This window comes from Streptomyces sp. NPDC054786 (genome assembly GCF_053611685.1).
This window is the reverse complement of record NZ_JBSHAW010000020.1, coordinates 41,617-57,001: the sequence shown is the minus strand read 5'-3', so window position 1 is coordinate 57,001 and position 15,385 is coordinate 41,617. Positions and strand designations below refer to the sequence as shown.

Annotated in this window: 13 protein-coding genes; 7 read left to right on the top strand and 6 right to left on the bottom strand. The window is 73.7% G+C overall.

Annotated features, from left to right (window positions below):
• Positions 1 to 133: 133 nt before the first annotated feature.
• The 7 genes from ACWGI6_RS18340 to ACWGI6_RS18310 all read left to right on the top strand — a co-directional run bounded on the left by ACWGI6_RS18340 (position 134) and on the right by ACWGI6_RS18310 (position 7,206).
• The gene (locus tag ACWGI6_RS18340) at positions 134 to 1,237 is read left to right on the top strand and encodes an NADH:flavin oxidoreductase/NADH oxidase (protein WP_453268458.1); all 1,104 of its coding nucleotides are present in this window, start codon (positions 134 to 136) and stop codon (positions 1,235 to 1,237) included.
• A gap of 145 nt (positions 1,238 to 1,382) precedes the next feature.
• Positions 1,383 to 2,468, top strand: a complete 1,086-nt coding sequence (locus ACWGI6_RS18335) for a WD40/YVTN/BNR-like repeat-containing protein (RefSeq protein WP_453268457.1) — start codon at positions 1,383 to 1,385, stop codon at positions 2,466 to 2,468.
• A 150-nt stretch (positions 2,469 to 2,618) separates the two neighbouring features.
• On the top strand, positions 2,619 to 3,296 hold the full coding sequence (locus ACWGI6_RS18330) for a uracil-DNA glycosylase (RefSeq protein ID WP_453268456.1): 678 nt from the start codon (positions 2,619 to 2,621) through the stop codon (positions 3,294 to 3,296).
• A gap of 23 nt (positions 3,297 to 3,319) precedes the next feature.
• Positions 3,320 to 4,402: a phospholipid scramblase-related protein gene (locus ACWGI6_RS18325; RefSeq protein ID WP_453268455.1), complete on the top strand. Its 1,083-nt coding sequence runs from the start codon at positions 3,320 to 3,322 to the stop codon at positions 4,400 to 4,402.
• Positions 4,395 to 5,423, top strand: a complete 1,029-nt coding sequence (locus ACWGI6_RS18320) for an N-acetylglucosamine kinase (protein WP_453268454.1) — start codon at positions 4,395 to 4,397, stop codon at positions 5,421 to 5,423. Before ACWGI6_RS18325 ends, ACWGI6_RS18320 begins: the two co-directional genes overlap by 8 nt.
• Before the next feature lie 94 nt (positions 5,424 to 5,517).
• Positions 5,518 to 6,474: a sirohydrochlorin chelatase gene (locus tag ACWGI6_RS18315; RefSeq protein ID WP_453268453.1), complete on the top strand. Its 957-nt coding sequence runs from the start codon at positions 5,518 to 5,520 to the stop codon at positions 6,472 to 6,474.
• A 390-nt stretch (positions 6,475 to 6,864) separates the two neighbouring features.
• The gene (locus ACWGI6_RS18310; protein ID WP_393910187.1) at positions 6,865 to 7,206 is read left to right on the top strand and encodes a nuclear transport factor 2 family protein; all 342 of its coding nucleotides are present in this window, start codon (positions 6,865 to 6,867) and stop codon (positions 7,204 to 7,206) included.
• 16 nt (positions 7,207 to 7,222) lie between these two features.
• On the opposite strand, the gene ACWGI6_RS18305 is transcribed toward ACWGI6_RS18310, so the two are convergent.
• The 6 genes from ACWGI6_RS18305 to ACWGI6_RS18280 all read right to left on the bottom strand — a co-directional run bounded on the left by ACWGI6_RS18305 (position 7,223) and on the right by ACWGI6_RS18280 (position 15,287).
• Positions 7,223 to 8,266, bottom strand: a complete 1,044-nt coding sequence (locus tag ACWGI6_RS18305; RefSeq protein WP_453268452.1) for a lactonase family protein — start codon at positions 8,264 to 8,266, stop codon at positions 7,223 to 7,225.
• Positions 8,267 to 8,457: 191 nt separating this feature from the next.
• On the bottom strand, positions 8,458 to 9,966 hold the full coding sequence (locus ACWGI6_RS18300; RefSeq protein WP_453268451.1) for an FUSC family protein: 1,509 nt from the start codon (positions 9,964 to 9,966) through the stop codon (positions 8,458 to 8,460).
• Between the two features lie 293 nt (positions 9,967 to 10,259).
• Positions 10,260 to 12,188, bottom strand: a complete 1,929-nt coding sequence (locus ACWGI6_RS18295; RefSeq protein WP_453268450.1) for an acyltransferase domain-containing protein — start codon at positions 12,186 to 12,188, stop codon at positions 10,260 to 10,262.
• 302 nt (positions 12,189 to 12,490) lie between these two features.
• Positions 12,491 to 12,760 carry an acyl carrier protein gene (locus ACWGI6_RS18290; RefSeq protein ID WP_159473865.1) on the bottom strand — a complete coding sequence of 90 codons (270 nt, stop codon included), beginning with the start codon at positions 12,758 to 12,760 and terminating at the stop codon, positions 12,491 to 12,493.
• 11 nt (positions 12,761 to 12,771) lie between these two features.
• Positions 12,772 to 14,025: a ketosynthase chain-length factor gene (locus ACWGI6_RS18285; RefSeq protein ID WP_453268449.1), complete on the bottom strand. Its 1,254-nt coding sequence runs from the start codon at positions 14,023 to 14,025 to the stop codon at positions 12,772 to 12,774.
• Positions 14,022 to 15,287, bottom strand: coding sequence for a beta-ketoacyl-[acyl-carrier-protein] synthase family protein (locus ACWGI6_RS18280; protein WP_453268448.1), 1,266 nt, complete (start codon positions 15,285 to 15,287; stop codon positions 14,022 to 14,024). The genes ACWGI6_RS18285 and ACWGI6_RS18280 overlap by 4 nt, the downstream gene beginning before the upstream one ends.
• Between the last annotated feature and the right edge of the window lie 98 nt (positions 15,288 to 15,385).

Sequence of the window (15,385 nt, the reverse complement as noted above, 5' to 3'; positions counted from 1 at the left end):
TGTGGCCTGGCGCGCCGCCCGCCCGCTCATTGTACGAGAAGCATCGTAGTTTGACATCCACCGTAGTACGACGCCTATCGTATGAGTGCGGGGCCGGCCGGCACCCGTTCGCCTTCAGGTACAGGAGCCCGCCGTGAGCGCACTGTTCGAGCCCATCACCCTCCGCGCGCTGACCGTCCCGAACCGCCTCTGGATGGCGCCCATGTGCCAGTACTCCGCGGCTCCCGAGGGTCCGGCGGAAGGGGCGCCCGGCGACTGGCACTTCCAGCACCTGGCCGCGCGCGCGGCCGGCGGCACCGGCCTGATCCTCACGGAGGCCACCGCGGTGAGCCCCGAAGGACGCATCAGCCCGTACGACCTCGGCCTGTGGAACGACACCCAGACCGAGGCGTTCCGGCGCATCACCGGCTTCCTCAAGGAGCAGGGCACCGCCCCGGGCATCCAGATCGCCCACGCCGGCCGGAAGGCCTCCACCGAGCGCACCTGGGTGGACCGTGGCGCCCCGCTCCTCCCCGGTCAGCGATACGGATGGGAGCCGGTCGGGCCGAGCCCGGTGCCGTTCGGCGAGGGGTTCACGGCCCCCGCGGAGCTGACCGTGGCGCAGATCGGCGAGATCGTCGCGCAGTTCCGCGCGACGGCGCGGCGGGCGCTGGCGGCCGGCTTCGAGGTGGCCGAGATCCACGGTGCGCACGGCTACTTGATCAACCAGTTCCTCTCGCCCTTCACCAACCGGCGCACCGACGAGTACGGCGGCTCGTACGAGAACCGGACGCGGTTCGCGCTGGAGGTCGTGGACGCCGTACGGGAGGTCTGGCCCGAGGAACTGCCGGTCTTCTTCCGGATCTCGGCGACCGACTGGCTCACCGAGGACGAGAGCGACGAGCGCGAGGGCTGGACGGCCGACGACACCGTGCGCTTCGCCCGCGAGCTGCACGAGCACGGGATCGATCTGCTGGACACCTCCACGGGCGGCAATGCGCCGGACGCGAAGATCACCACGGGGCCCGGCTACCAGGTGCCGTTCGCGGAGCGGGTGAAGAAGGAGAGCGGGCTCGCGGTGGGCGCGGTCGGTCTGATCACCGAGGCTCGGCAGGCCGAGAAGATCATCGCGGACGGTCAGGCCGACGCCGTGCTGCTCGGCCGTGAGCTCCTGCGCTCCCCCAGCTTCGCGCAGCACGCGGCACGGGAACTGGGGGCACGGACCGCCGTGCCGCAGCCGTACCACCGGGCGGTCTGAGGCCGTCGGGACGGCGTGCGCTACCCGTGGCAGGAGCGGGACCGCACCGTCCGACCTGCGCGGACATGTTCCGGGACGCCATTGTCAGTGGCCGGGTGCAAACTTGCCACTGTCTGAGACAACGGCGTCCCGGAGGTGTTCCGGCATGACTGACGTACTGCTCGCGGTGGGCACGCGCAAAGGGCTCTTCATCGGCCGTAGACGGCACGGTGACTGGGAAGTGAGCGGCCCGCACTTCTCCGCGCAGGCGGTGTACTCCCTCGCGATCGACACCCGCCGCGCCACGCCCCGGCTGCTGGCCGGGGCCGACAGTGCCCACTGGGGTCCCTCGGTGTTCCACTCCGACGACCTGGGCGAAACCTGGCACGAGCCCTCCCGCCCCGCGGTCACGTACCCGAAGTACACCGGGACTTCACTGGAGCGGGTGTGGCAGCTGCATCCGGCCGGTCCTGCCGCCCCTGATGTGATCTATGCGGGCACCGAGCCCGGCGGGCTGTTCCGCTCCGAGGACGGCGGCGAGACCTTCGAGCTCGTGCGGGCCCTGTGGGACCACCCGAGCCGGGAGGAGTGGGTGCCGGGCGGCGGTGGGCTGGCCGTCCATACGGTGATCACTGACCCGCGGGACGCCGGCGTGGTCACCGTCGCCGTCTCCGCGGCAGGGGTCTTCCGCACGCTCGACGGGGGCGCCAGCTGGGCCCCGTCGAACACGGGCGTGAAGGCGGTCTTCCTGCCGGACCAGCATCCGGAGTTCGGCCAGTGCGTCCACAAGATCGCGCAGGACCCGGTGCACCGCGACCGCCTCTATCTGCAGAACCACTGGGGCGTCTACCGGAGCGACGACGCGGGCGCGCAGTGGACGGATATCGGCGACGGACTGCCCTCCGACTTCGGCTTCGCCGTGGCCGCCCATCCGCGCACGGCGGATGTCGCCTATCTCTTCCCGATCACCGCCGACAGCGACCGGGTGCCGGCCGGGCACCGCTGCCGGGTCTACCGCACGGCCGACGGCGGCGGGAGCTGGCAGGCGCTGAGCGCCGGGCTGCCGGACGAGGACCATTACGGCACGGTCCTCAGGGACGCCCTGTCCGTCGACGACGCCGATCCCGCCGGGGTGTATTTCGGCAACCGCAACGGCGAGGTGTACGCCAGCGCGGACGATGGCGACAGCTGGCAGCAACTCGCCTCCCACCTGCCGGATGTGCTGTGTGTACGGGCGGCCGCGGTGGCCTGAGGGAAGCGGGGCGACACGGCGGGGCGATGGCCCGCATGCCGGGTCACGGCGCCTTGTCGAGCGGCAGTGCACCTCCCGCGGTGCGCCGGACGCAGGGCAGGCTTGGCCATCGATTGAAGGGGGGCGGGCCCCGGCCAGTAGGGTGATCCCGTGGCTGTACGACCTCTCCAAGACATTGTCGAACCGGGCTGGGCCAAGGCACTTGAGCCCGTTGCCGGACGGATCGCCGCGATGGGCGACTTCCTGCGGGCGGAGATCGCCGCGGGGCGTACCTATCTCCCGGCCGGCAACAATGTGCTGCGCGCCTTCCAACAACCCTTCGACGAGGTGCGGGTGCTCATCGTCGGACAGGACCCCTACCCCACACCGGGGCATGCGGTGGGGCTCAGCTTCTCCGTGGCGCCGGACGTGCGTCCGCTGCCCGGCAGCCTGGAGAACATCTTCCGGGAGCTGCACTCCGACCTCGGGCTGCCCCGCCCGTCCAACGGCGATCTGACTCCGTGGACGCACCAGGGCGTGCTGCTGCTGAACAGAGCGCTGACGACGGCGCCCCGCAAGCCCGCCGCACACCGCGGCAAGGGCTGGGAAGAGGTGACCGAGCAGGCCATCCGCGCGCTGGTGGCGCGCGAGCGCCCGCTGGTGTCGGTGCTGTGGGGGCGCGATGCACGCAATCTGCGGCCGCTGCTCGGCGATCTGCCGGCCGTCGAGTCAGCGCACCCCTCCCCCATGTCCGCCGACCGGGGCTTTTTCGGCTCGCATCCCTTCAGCCGGGTGAACGACCTCCTGGTACGGCAGGGCGCACAGCCCGTCGACTGGAGGCTGCCCTGACACCGGGGGATAGTGTGCCTGGCATGACGAATGCGAACATCCCTGCGGGCTGGTACGCCGATCCGCAGGGCACCCCCCACCAACTGCGCTGGTGGGACGGGTCCCAGTGGACGGAGCACACCCACCCGGGGCAACAGCCCGCGGCGCACGACCAGGGCCAGGCACCTCAGCCGGGCCCTCAGCAGTCCCCACCGCAACATGCTCACCAGCCGCAGGCTCAGCAGGCCCCGCAGCAGCAGACGCTGCAGAAGTCCGCACCGCAGCAGCAGATGCCGCAGCAGCAGGCGCCTGGCCAGGGCCCCTATCCGGGCCAGCAGGGCGGGGCGCCGTACGGTCAGCAGGGTGGTTACGGCCACCCCCAGCAGGCACCCGGCCAGCAGGCACCCGGCCGGCCGATGCAGCAGCCGTACGGACAGCAGCCGATGCCGCAGCCGGGCACGAACCCGGGCGGCGTGCAGCAGCAGGTGCACCAGCAGGCCGGGGTGGCGCCCGGTGGACCGGGCGGCGGCAGTCTGTTCACCGAGCCGGTGCTGGTGGTCAACCAGAAGGCCAAGCTCATCGAGGTCACCAACGAGTACAGCGTCTTCGACCAGCACGGCAACACGATCGGCGCGGTCGTCCAGGTCGGGCAGAGCACGGCCAAGAAGGTGCTCCGCGTCGTCTCCAGCCTCGATCAGTACATGACCCACAAGCTGGAGATCCGGGACGCCTACGGCCAGCCGCAGCTGGTGCTGACCCGGCCGGCGAAGATCCTCAAGTCCAAGGTGATCGTGCAGCGTCCGGACGGCTCGCCGGTCGGCGAGATCGTCCAGCAGAACGCCATCGGGAAGATCAACTTCGCGATGATGGTCAACGGCCAGCGGATCGGCGCCATCAAGGCCGAGAACTGGCGCGCCTGGAACTTCGCCATCGTGGACCACGCCGACACCGAGGTCGCCCGGATCACCAAGACCTGGGAAGGCCTCGCCAAGACGATGTTCACGACGGCGGACAACTACGTCCTGCAGATCCACCATCAGCTGCCCGACCCGCTGTTGAGCCTGGTCGTCGCCACGGCCCTGACCGTCGACACCGCCCTCAAGCAGGACGCCCGCGGCTTTGGGTGAGCCCGCCGGCCGCACCCCGGGCGCCCTCCGGCCCGGCCATGTCCTGGGGATCGACTCGGGCGGGTCCGGGCTGCGGATCGCCGTCGCTCGCGCCGACGACACCGAGGCCCGTCCGCTGGCCACCCGCGCCTCCCACGAGCCGGTGCGCACCGGCCCCGCCGGGATCGACGCGGACCATCTGCTGTCCCAACTCCTGCCCGCAGCTGAGGAGTTGGGGCGCGAAGTGGGTGCGCACGGGTTTGCCGCGGTATGCGTGGGCGCGGCCGGTATGGCAACTCTGGGCGAGGATCTGCGTGCCCGGCTGCCGGCCGCACTGGCCACCGCGTTCGGGGTGCACCACCTCGCCCTCGCCGCGGACGCCGTGACCGCGTACGCCGGCGCGCTGGGCCAGCGGCCCGGTGCCGTGGTCGCCGCGGGCACCGGCATGATCGCCCTGGGTACGGACCTGACCACCGTGGGCGGTTGGCGCCGCGCGGACGGCTGGGGGCATCTGCTGGGCGACTGCGGCGGCGGCGCATGGACCGGCCGCGCCGGACTGGAGGCCGCGCTGCGGGCGTACGACGGACGACCGGGCGGCTCGGCCGCCCTCCTGGCGCGCGCGGAAGCGGTGTTCGGGCCGGTCGCCGGGCTGCCCGGCGCGCTCTACCCGCGCCCCGACCGGCCCGCCGTACTGGCCTCGTTCGCCCCGGAGGTCGCCCGCTGCGCCGTCGAGAACGACGCCGTGGCCCTCGGCATCATGCGTGCCGCCGCGGGCCATATCGCCGATGCCGCCGCCGCGGTCTGCCCGCCGGGGGCCGGCACCGCGGTGGCCTGCACCGGCGGGCTGTTCGGCCTGGGCGAACCCCTGCTGGCTCCGCTGCGTACGGCGCTGACGGAGCGGCTGCCGGACGCCCGTCCGGCAGCCGCCGCCGGGAGCCCGCTCGACGGGGCGCTGACCATCGCCGCGGCACTGGCCGATGACCGTCTGACACTGCCCGCCGATGCGAAGTTGTTGCAGATCACACGGCCTGCACCGGGGTAGCACGGGGTGACGCGCGGGATAAATCGGGACGGATACCTCTTCACCGAACCCTCCCTCCGCGCGGGGGTGGTCCGAACCGTTAGCATGCGGCGCCATGAGTTCCCCCACTGGGCCCGCACCTGGCTCGCCCGATTTCGACGCCGCATCCCCGAGCGCGGGAGCCGCACCCGGCCTGCCTGTACGTATGCCGCGCGCGCGGCAGTCCGGCCGCCACCGCAGGCCGGAGCCGCTCGCCGCACCCGAGGGCGCGCCCGCCCTGGTGCTGGCCGTGCCCGGCACCCCCTCCGCCGCCTCGCGCAGCCTGGCGGAAGAGGTCTCCAGCATCGCCCGCTCCGAGCTCCCGGGCCTCGACGCCCGGATCGGCTATGTCGACGGCGGCGACGACGAGTTCCCGTCCCTGGAGGCCGTGCTGGCGCAGGCCGCCACCGAGCACAAGGCCCGGGTGGGCGCCGACGGGCAGCCCGACCCCGGCCCCGCCGCCGTGGTGGTGCCGCTGCTGGCCGGGCCGGACAGCGCCCTGCTGCGCCGGATACGCCAGGCCATGATGAACAGCGGCTCCGGCGCCGAGCTGACCGATGTCCTCGGCCCGCACCCGCTGCTCGCCGAGGCGCTGCACGTCCGGCTCTCCGAGGCCGGTCTGGCGCGCGCCGACCGTGCCCGGCTGTTCACGGTCGCCACGGCGGCGGACGGCATCATCCTCGCCACCGTGGGCGGCGAGGAGGCCGTGCAGGCCGCCGGGATCACCGGCATGCTGCTCTCCGCACGGCTCGCGGTGCCGGTGCTGGCCGCCGCCCTGGACGAGGAGGGCGCCATCTCCCGTACGGCCGAGCAGCTGCGCGGATCCGGTTCGCAGCAGCTGGCGCTGGCCCCGTACCTGATCGGCCCGGAGATCACCGACGGCCTTCTGGGGGCGGCCGCGGCGGAGGCGGGCTGCGCATCGGCCGAGGCGCTGGGCGCCTACGGCACGGTCGGCCGGCTGGCGTTGTCGAACTATGCGGCGGCGGTGGGCATCACCCTCCCGACGCAGGCACAGGGGGCACCGGTCCGCTAGGACTCTTCCGCCGGACCGGACGCCGCTCCGGCGAAGGGCCGTCTTCGCGCACCGCGCGGGGCGGCCCTTCGGCTTGTCGGGACGGCTCTTCGGCATGTGCGGTCGCCCTGTCCGGGCGCCTCGTCCGGGCACCGTGTCCAGCCGGAGGCGATACGTCCGATTCCGCTCCGAGCGGCGCAGATGCCCCGCAGAAGGCCCGGGAGGCCGGTGGCCGCGGTGCGGGCGCCCCGGTGGGCGTACGCCCGGGAGCTGCCCTCACAGGGGGCTTGCCGCGCCCCTGACACGCCGACCGATGAGTCCGGGAGCACCGCGAGGTCTACCGTCCTGCAGAGGCATTCGCCGGCCCGCTCGCCCCGCGCGCCTGAGCGGCCGCCCAACGGAAGGAAGTTCATGTCGAACGTCGACCTCGTCCGCGCCGCCTTCGGGGCCTATCTCGCCCAGGACCGTGCGGCCATGGACCGGCTGCTCGCCGAGGATTTCGCCTTCACCAGTCCGCAGGACGACCACATCGGCAAGGCCGCGTTCCTGGAGATCTGCTTCCCCACGGCGGACCGGCTGCGCTCCCAGGAGATTCTCGACGCCGTGGCCCTCGACGGCGAGCAGGTCTTCGTCCGGTACGAGTACGAGCTGAAGACGGGCGAGCGGCATCGCAATGTCGAGGTGATGACGGTGCGGGACGGCCGGCTCGCCGAGACACAGGTGTACTTCGGCGGACGCTTTCCGCAGGGGTGAGGCGGCCCTGGGCGGCTCAGACGAAGACCACGCAGGAGGCGGCCGGCGCCGGGACGGATCCGCCCCGGGCCGGGATGCCGGTCGCCTGGTCGACGGTGAACCAAGTGACGTCGCCGGAGCGCTCATTGGCGGCGTAAAGGTGCCGGCCGTCGGGGTGCAGCGCCAGATCACGGGGCCAGTGGCCGCCGCAGGGGACGGTGGTGACGAGGGTGGCGGTGTCGCCGTCGAGGGAGAGGACGGAGAGGCTGTCGTGGCCCCGGTTGGCGGCCCAGGCGAACCGGCCGTCAAGGGAGACGACCAGTTCGGAGGGGAAGGTGCCGGCCGTGGCGGCCCCGTCCGGGAGGAGGGGGGTCTCCCCCAGCGGCGTCAGCGCACCGGGGCCGGCGTCCCATCGGCAGACCGTGACCGTCGGATCGAGTTCATTGATGACATAGGCGCGGTCGCCGTGCGGGTGGAAGGCGAGATGACGCGGGCCGCTGCCGGGCCGCAGCCGGGTCTCGGCGCGTACGGCCGGCGTCCCGTCGCCGGCGGCCAGGGCGCAGCTGCGGACCGAGTCGGTGCCCAGGTCGACGCTGAGCAGCCAGCGGCCGCTGGGGTCGGGCAGCACGGCGTGGGCGTGCGGACCCTCCTGACGGTCGGTCCGCGGGCCGCTGCCCCGGTGGGCGAGCACCGTGGCGGGACCGGCGAGCGTGCCGTCCGGCCGTACGGGGAGCGTACTGACGCTGCCGGAGCTGTAGTTGGCGGTGACGAGGTGGCCGTGCGCCAGGGTGAGGTGGGTCGGGTCGGCGCCGTCCACGGGGACGGCAGGTGCGAGCAGTTCGGGTCCCCGAGAGGTGAGGGCGAAGGCCGCCGCGGTGCCGTCCGGGGTCTCGCTGACCGCGTAGAGGTAGCGGCCGTCGGGGCTCGGGGCCAGGTAGGAGGGGTTGGGGACGGCGTCGGTGGAGTGCAGCGGGGTGAGTGCGCCGGTCTCCGGGTGGACGGCCGCGGTGGTGATGCCGAGGCCGCCGGCCGCGGTGAACGATCCGATGTACGCGCGCCGGCCGTGGTCGCTCGTTTCCACTGGTCCGCCCTTCGTCCGCCTGCCCGTTGAGGTGCCCCGGCGACGCTAACAGCCGGGGGCGGGGCGTTGGGGGCGATGGCGGGTTCCCGCTCACGGGCGTGCGCCCCGCGCGCCCGGGACCGAACCGGCGTCCCAGGCGCTCCGTACGCCGCGCAGGCCGCACGGCGGGCTGCCCCCGGAGGCGCTCCGGGTCAGGCGTCGACCAGTGGGGAGCGCGGGGAGCTGCGCAGCGGTGCGGAGAGGTCGGCCAGTGCCCGCTCCAGGCCGTGGAGATGGACCAGCGCGGGTTCCGCAGCGGGAGGGTGCGCCACAAAGACGGTGGCGGCCGCCGCGTCGCGTGCCCTGCGCGGGGTGGTCAGTGCCTCGACGGCGGCCTCCACACGCTGGCAGGAGGCGGTGAGCCGGGCATCGTGGGATGCCTCCGGATCGGCGGCGATGGTGGCCAGCGCGCGGACCTCACGGGCGCAGTCGTCGAGCAGCGCAAGCACCTGCCGCGCCCGCGCCTTGCGGGCGCGCAGCGGGCTCAGGGGGTGCACGAGCGGGGAGAGCGACAGGCGCACCCGGCTCAGCAGCGGCCCCAGTTCGGCGACGTGGGGGGCGGGGTCGGCGGTCGCGGAGCCCGCGAGGCGGGCGGCGGCCTCGGCGGTGCAGCGGTGCACACAGCGCAGGGCGCGCTGGATCCAGGCGTCGGTGGTGGCGTGCGTCGTGACGGGCAGCACGAAGAGCACCGCCAGCGCCGCGCCGAGCGCCCCCACACCGGTCTCCGTGAGACGCAGCGTGAGCAGGCCGGGGTCCAGCACTCCCAGGAGCCCGTAGAGCAGCGTGGCCATCAACGTCACCGCGAGCATCATCCACGTATACGAGACAGCGGCGGTGTAGAAGATCCCGAAGACGCTGACCGCGACCAGGACCACCGTGGGGACGACGGCGCCGTGCAGCGGGACGGCGACGAGCAGCCCGAGGACGACGCCGATCACCGTGCCGAGGGTGCGGCGGAAGCCGCGGACCATCGTCTCGCCGCGCGAGGTGGTGTTCACGAAGATCCACCACGTCGCGCCCACGGCCCAGTACCAGCGCTGCTCGGAGAGCAACTGGCCCACGACGAGGGCGAAGGCGCTGCCGGCGGTGGCCTGGATCGCCTGGCGGGTGGTCGTCCGGGCGAGCCCCCTCGCGCCCGTCGGGGCGGGCACGACGGCCGGGGGCAGCCGGCGCTCGTAGCACCACAGCCCGAAGCGGACGGTCGAGGAGGCGGCCAGGGAGAGGGCGATCGCGGCATACAGGTCGGGCAGCTGTCCCGGCACCGTGTGCAGGAACTGCGCCGCGAAGAAGGTCATGAACGCGAACACCCCCAGGGCGTGGCCACGCGGCCCCCAGCGGCGGGCGTAGACCCCCGCGCCCACCACCGCGGCGAAGGCCACACCCCGCCCCACCGGATGTTCATGGAGCACCGCCGCGACGGCGAGCACCGGGAAGCCGACCGCGGGCAGCAGGCCGGTGGTGACCATCTGCGCGCGGACCGTCGCGTCGGTGACCGTGAAGAGGGCGAGCAGCGCGGCGAGCCCGCCGGTGATGGCCGCGACGAGCGAGTGCCCGGCGAAACCGCACCCGGTGACCGCCAGGCCGATGCCGAGGACGGACCGGGCGGCGCTGCGCAGCCGCAGCCACCCCGGATCCGGAGCCACGAACATCCTCTTCAGCACAGCTTCCGCCCCTTCGCCGTTCCCGCATGAAAAAGGCGCCGCGGGGATCCGCAGCGCCATCGACGGGACCATCACAGCATCAGTGCGGCAGGTTGCTCAACAGACGCCGAGATGACTGTGCCATTGGTACAGCCTCGTCGGCTCATGTCGCGCCGGAAGGGGCCAATGGGCGAGAGCGGGGGCGAGGGCAGGGTCTCCGGGCCGCGACCGCTTCGCTGCGGTGCGGCCGGTGCGGGGAGCGGTCCGCGGCGGGAATCCGGCGCGGGCCCGCCGGATTCCCGTCCGTGGTGGCCTCAGCCGGCGACGCCCACCGGGGGTGTGCCGGCCCGGGTGGCGGGGGCGGGGGTGGCCTCTTCCGCGGCGCAGGTCCAGAGGCGGGCCAGGGCTTCTCCTTTGAGCTGGTGGCCCTCCTGCCAGAGGCGGCAGGCCGCGGTCAGGACGGCGTGCCGGTCGGCCTCCGGGGTGACGGGACGGGCGGGCAGGAGGGGGACGGCGGCCGAGGCGCCCAGACGGACGGCGCGGTGGCGGCGGGCGAAGACGGTGAGGGTCTGCCGGGGGCCCGCTTCGAGGAGGAGCATGTCGTCGGCCGCCAGCAGCTGGTCCAGCGCGGGCTGGAAGAGCACCGGGTCGGTGATCTGCCGGGCCCAGAAGCGGGGGCTCACCGCGTCGTCGGGCCCCAGCAGGTCGCCGGTGTAGCCGGAGTAGAGCGGCAGGTCGGGGGCGCGGAAGGGGATGCCGGTGTAGGCGCGTTCCACCGCGGCCGATGCCGGGGCCATGGCCGGGCTGTGGAAGGGGCTGGTGGCGGGCACCGTGACGACCGTGTGCCCGGCGGCGCGCAGCGCGGCGGCCGTTTCCGCCAGCGGAGCGGTCGAACCGGCCAGCATGGTCTGGCTGGTGGCGTTGACCGCGGCGATGACCACATCGGCACGCAGGTACGGACGCAGGGTGTCGGCGCCCGCGGCCACCGCGAGCATGCCGCCCGCGGGAATCCGCACCGCCGCGACGACCCGCTCGCGCATCATCGCGACCGCGTCGCTGAGCGGGACCACTCCGGCGAGGACCGCGGCGACCAGTTCGCCGGCGCTGTGGCCCAGGAGGGCGGCCGGGCGGATGCCCCAGCTGAGCACCATGCACCCCAGGCCGTAGTCGACCGCGAAGAGCAGGGGCTGGGCGCGGCGGACGTCGTCGATGGCGATGACCGGGGTGTCGGCGAGCCAGTCGGCGCGGATGGCGGGCCCCTCCGGGCCCATGAGCTCCAGTACGGCATCGACGGCGGCGGTGAAGACCGGCTCCCGGCCGTAGAGTCCGGCGGCCATCGCGGTGTGCTGGGAGCCCTGGCCGGGGAAGAGCAGCGCGACCGGGCGGGGGCGGGGCGCATGCACGGTGCGGGCCGCGGCGACCGCCGCAGGGGCCCGCTCGGCCGTGGTGACGGCCCCGGCACGGACCGGCCCGGGAGCCTTGCCGCAGGGCATGGTGGCCGGCAGGGCGGGGAACGCCTCCGGGAACAAACCGTCGAGCAGGGGCGCCAGTTCGCGCCGTACGCGCTGTTCCTCCGCCGCGTTGCCGCCGGACCACAGCAGCAGACGGGGCGCCGCGGGGTCGGTGAGCCGGCGGCTGTGCCGCGACGGCCGCAGGACCGGCTCGTCCGCCGGTCCCGCACAGCCTTCGAAGTCCAGCACCCCCAGCACACTGTCGTCGGCGGCGACCGCTTCGGCCGCCCGGCGCAGGGCCTGGACGGTGACGGCCCGGCCCAGGGGCTCCTGGAAGCCCGCAACCAACGCCAGGTCGGCGCTCTTGGCCTGGAGTTCGTGGTGGGCCAGGTGCAGGGCGTGCGCGGGCGAGGAGGCGGTACGGACCGGGATGCCCTCGTGGGTGGCGGGGAGTGCGGTGAGCGGAGCGGTGGATCCGAGGACGACGACCGTACGGGGCGGGAGGTCCTGGCGACGGCCGCCGAAGGCGTGCAGCACGGCGGTGACGGCGGTGGGCGGGAGGGTACGGCCGGCGGAGGTGTCAATGACGGGGCCGAGGGGCGGGCCCACGGCTGCATCGTCGGGTGCCTCGGTGCCGGTGGCCGCACCGTCCGCCGTATCGGTGCCGGCGGCCGTGGCGGCGCCCGACGGGTCGGCGGCGGCGATCGGGTCGTCCGCATCGCCCGGGATCGGTGGCGCCTTGGGGGTGATCTCCAGCCTTCTGGTCACCGCGGTCTGGTTGGCGAGAGACATGGGTGCCCTCCTTCCGGGCGGGTGCACATGCAGGGTGTGGCGGGTGGTGCGCGGCGGGCGGATGCCGGTTGGGGGGCGGTCTGCCGGGCGGTAGGGCACGGACGGTGCGGGGTCCGGCGTGGTGCGTGTGACGGCGGAAGGGGCCACCGGGCAGCCCGGGAACGTGCGGGAACGGGAGCCTGCGTGGCGGGAGCGCGCGGTGGTGCGGGCACCCGCCACCAGGCAGCCTCACTCCTCGTGGAGCGGCGCCGAAGGCGGCCCGTCCGGCCGGGGGAACCGGGGTGGCCGCCTTCGACGCCAGATCATGCGGCCGACGCGGTGCCGGCGTTGATGAGGTCGAGCAGGGCGCGCGGGGTCTCGGCGTCGACGACCGCGTCGTCCGGGATCTCCACGCCGTACTCCCGCTGGATCTCGCCGATCACCTGCAGCAGGGCGAGGGAGTCGTAGCCGAGCTCGATGAAGGGCGTGTCGATGACGTCGCCGTCCAGGTCGACGCCCTCCTCCTCGCCCGCGCTCTCACGCAGCATCCGGGTGAGGTCGGTGAGGGTGACGTGGGTGGTGGTGATGGGCATGGCGTGTCCTCTCAGTCGTTCCGGCCGGATGCCGGGTCCGTCGTCGCGGCATGCCGTCGTACGACGAGGGCCGCGTTGAAGCCACCGTGGCCGCGGGCCAGCACCAGCGCGGCGCGCAGGTCCTGCTCCCTCGGTGAGCCGGTGACCAGATCGAGGGGGAAGTCCGTGGCCGGGGCGGCCACGTTGACGGTGGGGGGAATGACGCCGTCGCGGAGGGCGAGCAGGGCGGTCGCGGCGTCCAGGGCCGCGCCGCCGGCGAGCAGACGACCGGTCATGGTCTTGGGGGCGGTGACGGGCACGGCGCGCGGGCCGAAGAGGGCGGCGATCACCTCGGTCTCCACCCGGTCCAGTTCCGGTACGCCCGCGGCGTCGGCGAAGACCACATCGATGTCGGCGGGCGTGAGGCCCGCGTCGGCCAGCGCGTGGCGCGCGGCCCGTCCCAGGCCGGGCGGACGCGAGGAGCCGGGGGCCGGGTCGAGCGTGGCGGCGTACCCGGCGAGTTCGCCGTAGATCTGCCGGGCGCCGCGGTCGCGGGCACTGCCGGCGTCCTCGGTGACGAGGATCGCGCCACCCTCACCGGCCACGTATCCGCAGGCGTCCGGCGAGAACGGCAGGTAGGCGCGGGCCGGGTCGCCGACGGTGCTCATCCGCCCGGAGGCGAGCTGCGGCACCCAGCCCCAGGGGCAGAGGGCCGCGTCGACACCGCCGGCGACGACCAGCGGGATGCCCTTGCGGATGTGGCGGCGTGCGTGGCCGAGGGAGTCGATCCCGCCGGCCTGTTCGGTCAGCAGCACCCCGCTGGGGCCGCGCATCTTGTGCCGGATGGAGATCTGGCCGGTGTTGACGGCGTAGAACCAGGCGAACGACTGGTAGGCGCTGACGTACTCCTTGCCCTTGCTCCACAGGTTCTGCAGTTCACGCTGGCCGAACTCGACGGCGCCGCCCGAGGCGGCGGTGACCACGCCCATGCCGTATTCGGGCAGGGCCGCCGCGTCGACCCCCGCGTCGTCGATGGCCCAGTCGGCGGCGGTCAGTGCGAGGCGGGTCATGTGGTCGGTCTGCGGCATCAGCCGGCTGGGGATGTGCTCCTCGGCGACGAAGCCGGGGACCTCGCCGGCCAGCGTCGCGGGGTACTGCGAGGCGTCGAAGCGGGTGACCGGGCCGATACCGGAGCGGCCGTCCAGGGTGGCCTTCCAGTAGTCCTCGGTGCCCAGGCCGTTGGGTGCGGTGATGCCGATGCCGGTCACCACGGTCGTGGCGGTCATACGGCGCTCCTCTCCGGACGGGCCAGCACCATCGCGCTCTGGAAGCCGCCGAATCCGCTGCCGACGCTGAGGACGGTGTCGGTCTTCTTCTCGCGGGCGGTGAGCGGGATGTAGTCCAGGTCGAGTTCGGGGTCGGGCTCGTGCAGGTTGGCGGTGGGCGGCAGCACCGAGTGCTCCATGGCCAGCGCACAGGCGGCGATCTCCAGCGAGCCGATCGCGCCGAGCGAGTGCCCGATCATGGACTTGATGGAGCTGACCGGCGTGCGGTAGGCATGCGCGCCGAGGCTGCGCTTGAAGGCGCCCGTCTCGTGCCGGTCGTTCATCTTGGTGCCGGAGCCATGGGCGTTGATGTAGTCGATGGCAGTGGGGTCGATCCGCGCCTCGGCCAGGGCGGCGTCGATGGCCTGGGCCATCTCGCGGCCGTCCGGCTTGAGCCCGGTCATGTGGTACGCGTTGCAGCGCGCGGCGAACCCGGCGATCTCCGCGTAGATGTGCGCGCCGCGGGCCTGTGCGCTCGTCAGCTCCTCCAGGACGAGGACGGCGGCCCCCTCGCCCAGGACCAGTCCGCTGCGGGTGCGGTCGAAGGGGCGGCAGGCGCTCTCCGGGGTGTCGTTGCGCGGGGTGGTGGCGTGGATGGCGTCGAAACAGGCCGAGGTGATCGGGGAGATGGGGGCCTCGGTGGCGCCGGCGATCATGACGTCACAGGTGCCCTCGCGGATCAGCTCGACGGCGTGGCCCAGGGAGTCGAGGCCGGAGGTGCAGCCGGTGGAGACGACGGCCGCGGGGCCCTCGGCGCCCGCCGCCATGCCGACCTCGGCGGCCATCGAGCTGGGCACGAAGTGCCGGTAGAGCTCGGGGACCGCATAGGTGTGATCGACCTGCCAGCTGCGTCCGCCGTTGCTGACGACGACGTACTCGCGCTCCAGGCTGGTGGTACAGCCGACCGCGCTGCCCAGAGAGGTGCCGATCCGGCCCGGGTCGACGCCGGCCGCCTCCAGGCCGCTGTCGGCGAGCGCCTCGCGGGTGGAGACGACCGCGAACTGCGCGGCGCGGTCCAGCCGGCGGATCTCCTGCGGCGTCAGCCCGGCCGCCGCGGGGTCGAAGTCGCACTCGGCGGCGACCCGCGAGCGGAACGGGGAGGCGTCGTAGAAGGAGATCGTGCGGGTCGCCGACCGGCCGGCGGTCAGCAGGTCCCAGTAGTTCTTGATGCCCACTCCCCCGGGCGCCACGGCCCCGAGTCCTGTGATGGCGACTCTGCGCATCGCCGCTACCTCGCCTTCGACGGGGCCGGGTACCCCTGCGGGTACGGGCCTGACGGAACGTTGCGGGCCACGGTGTTCCCTTCGGTCGGTCCGCTCCT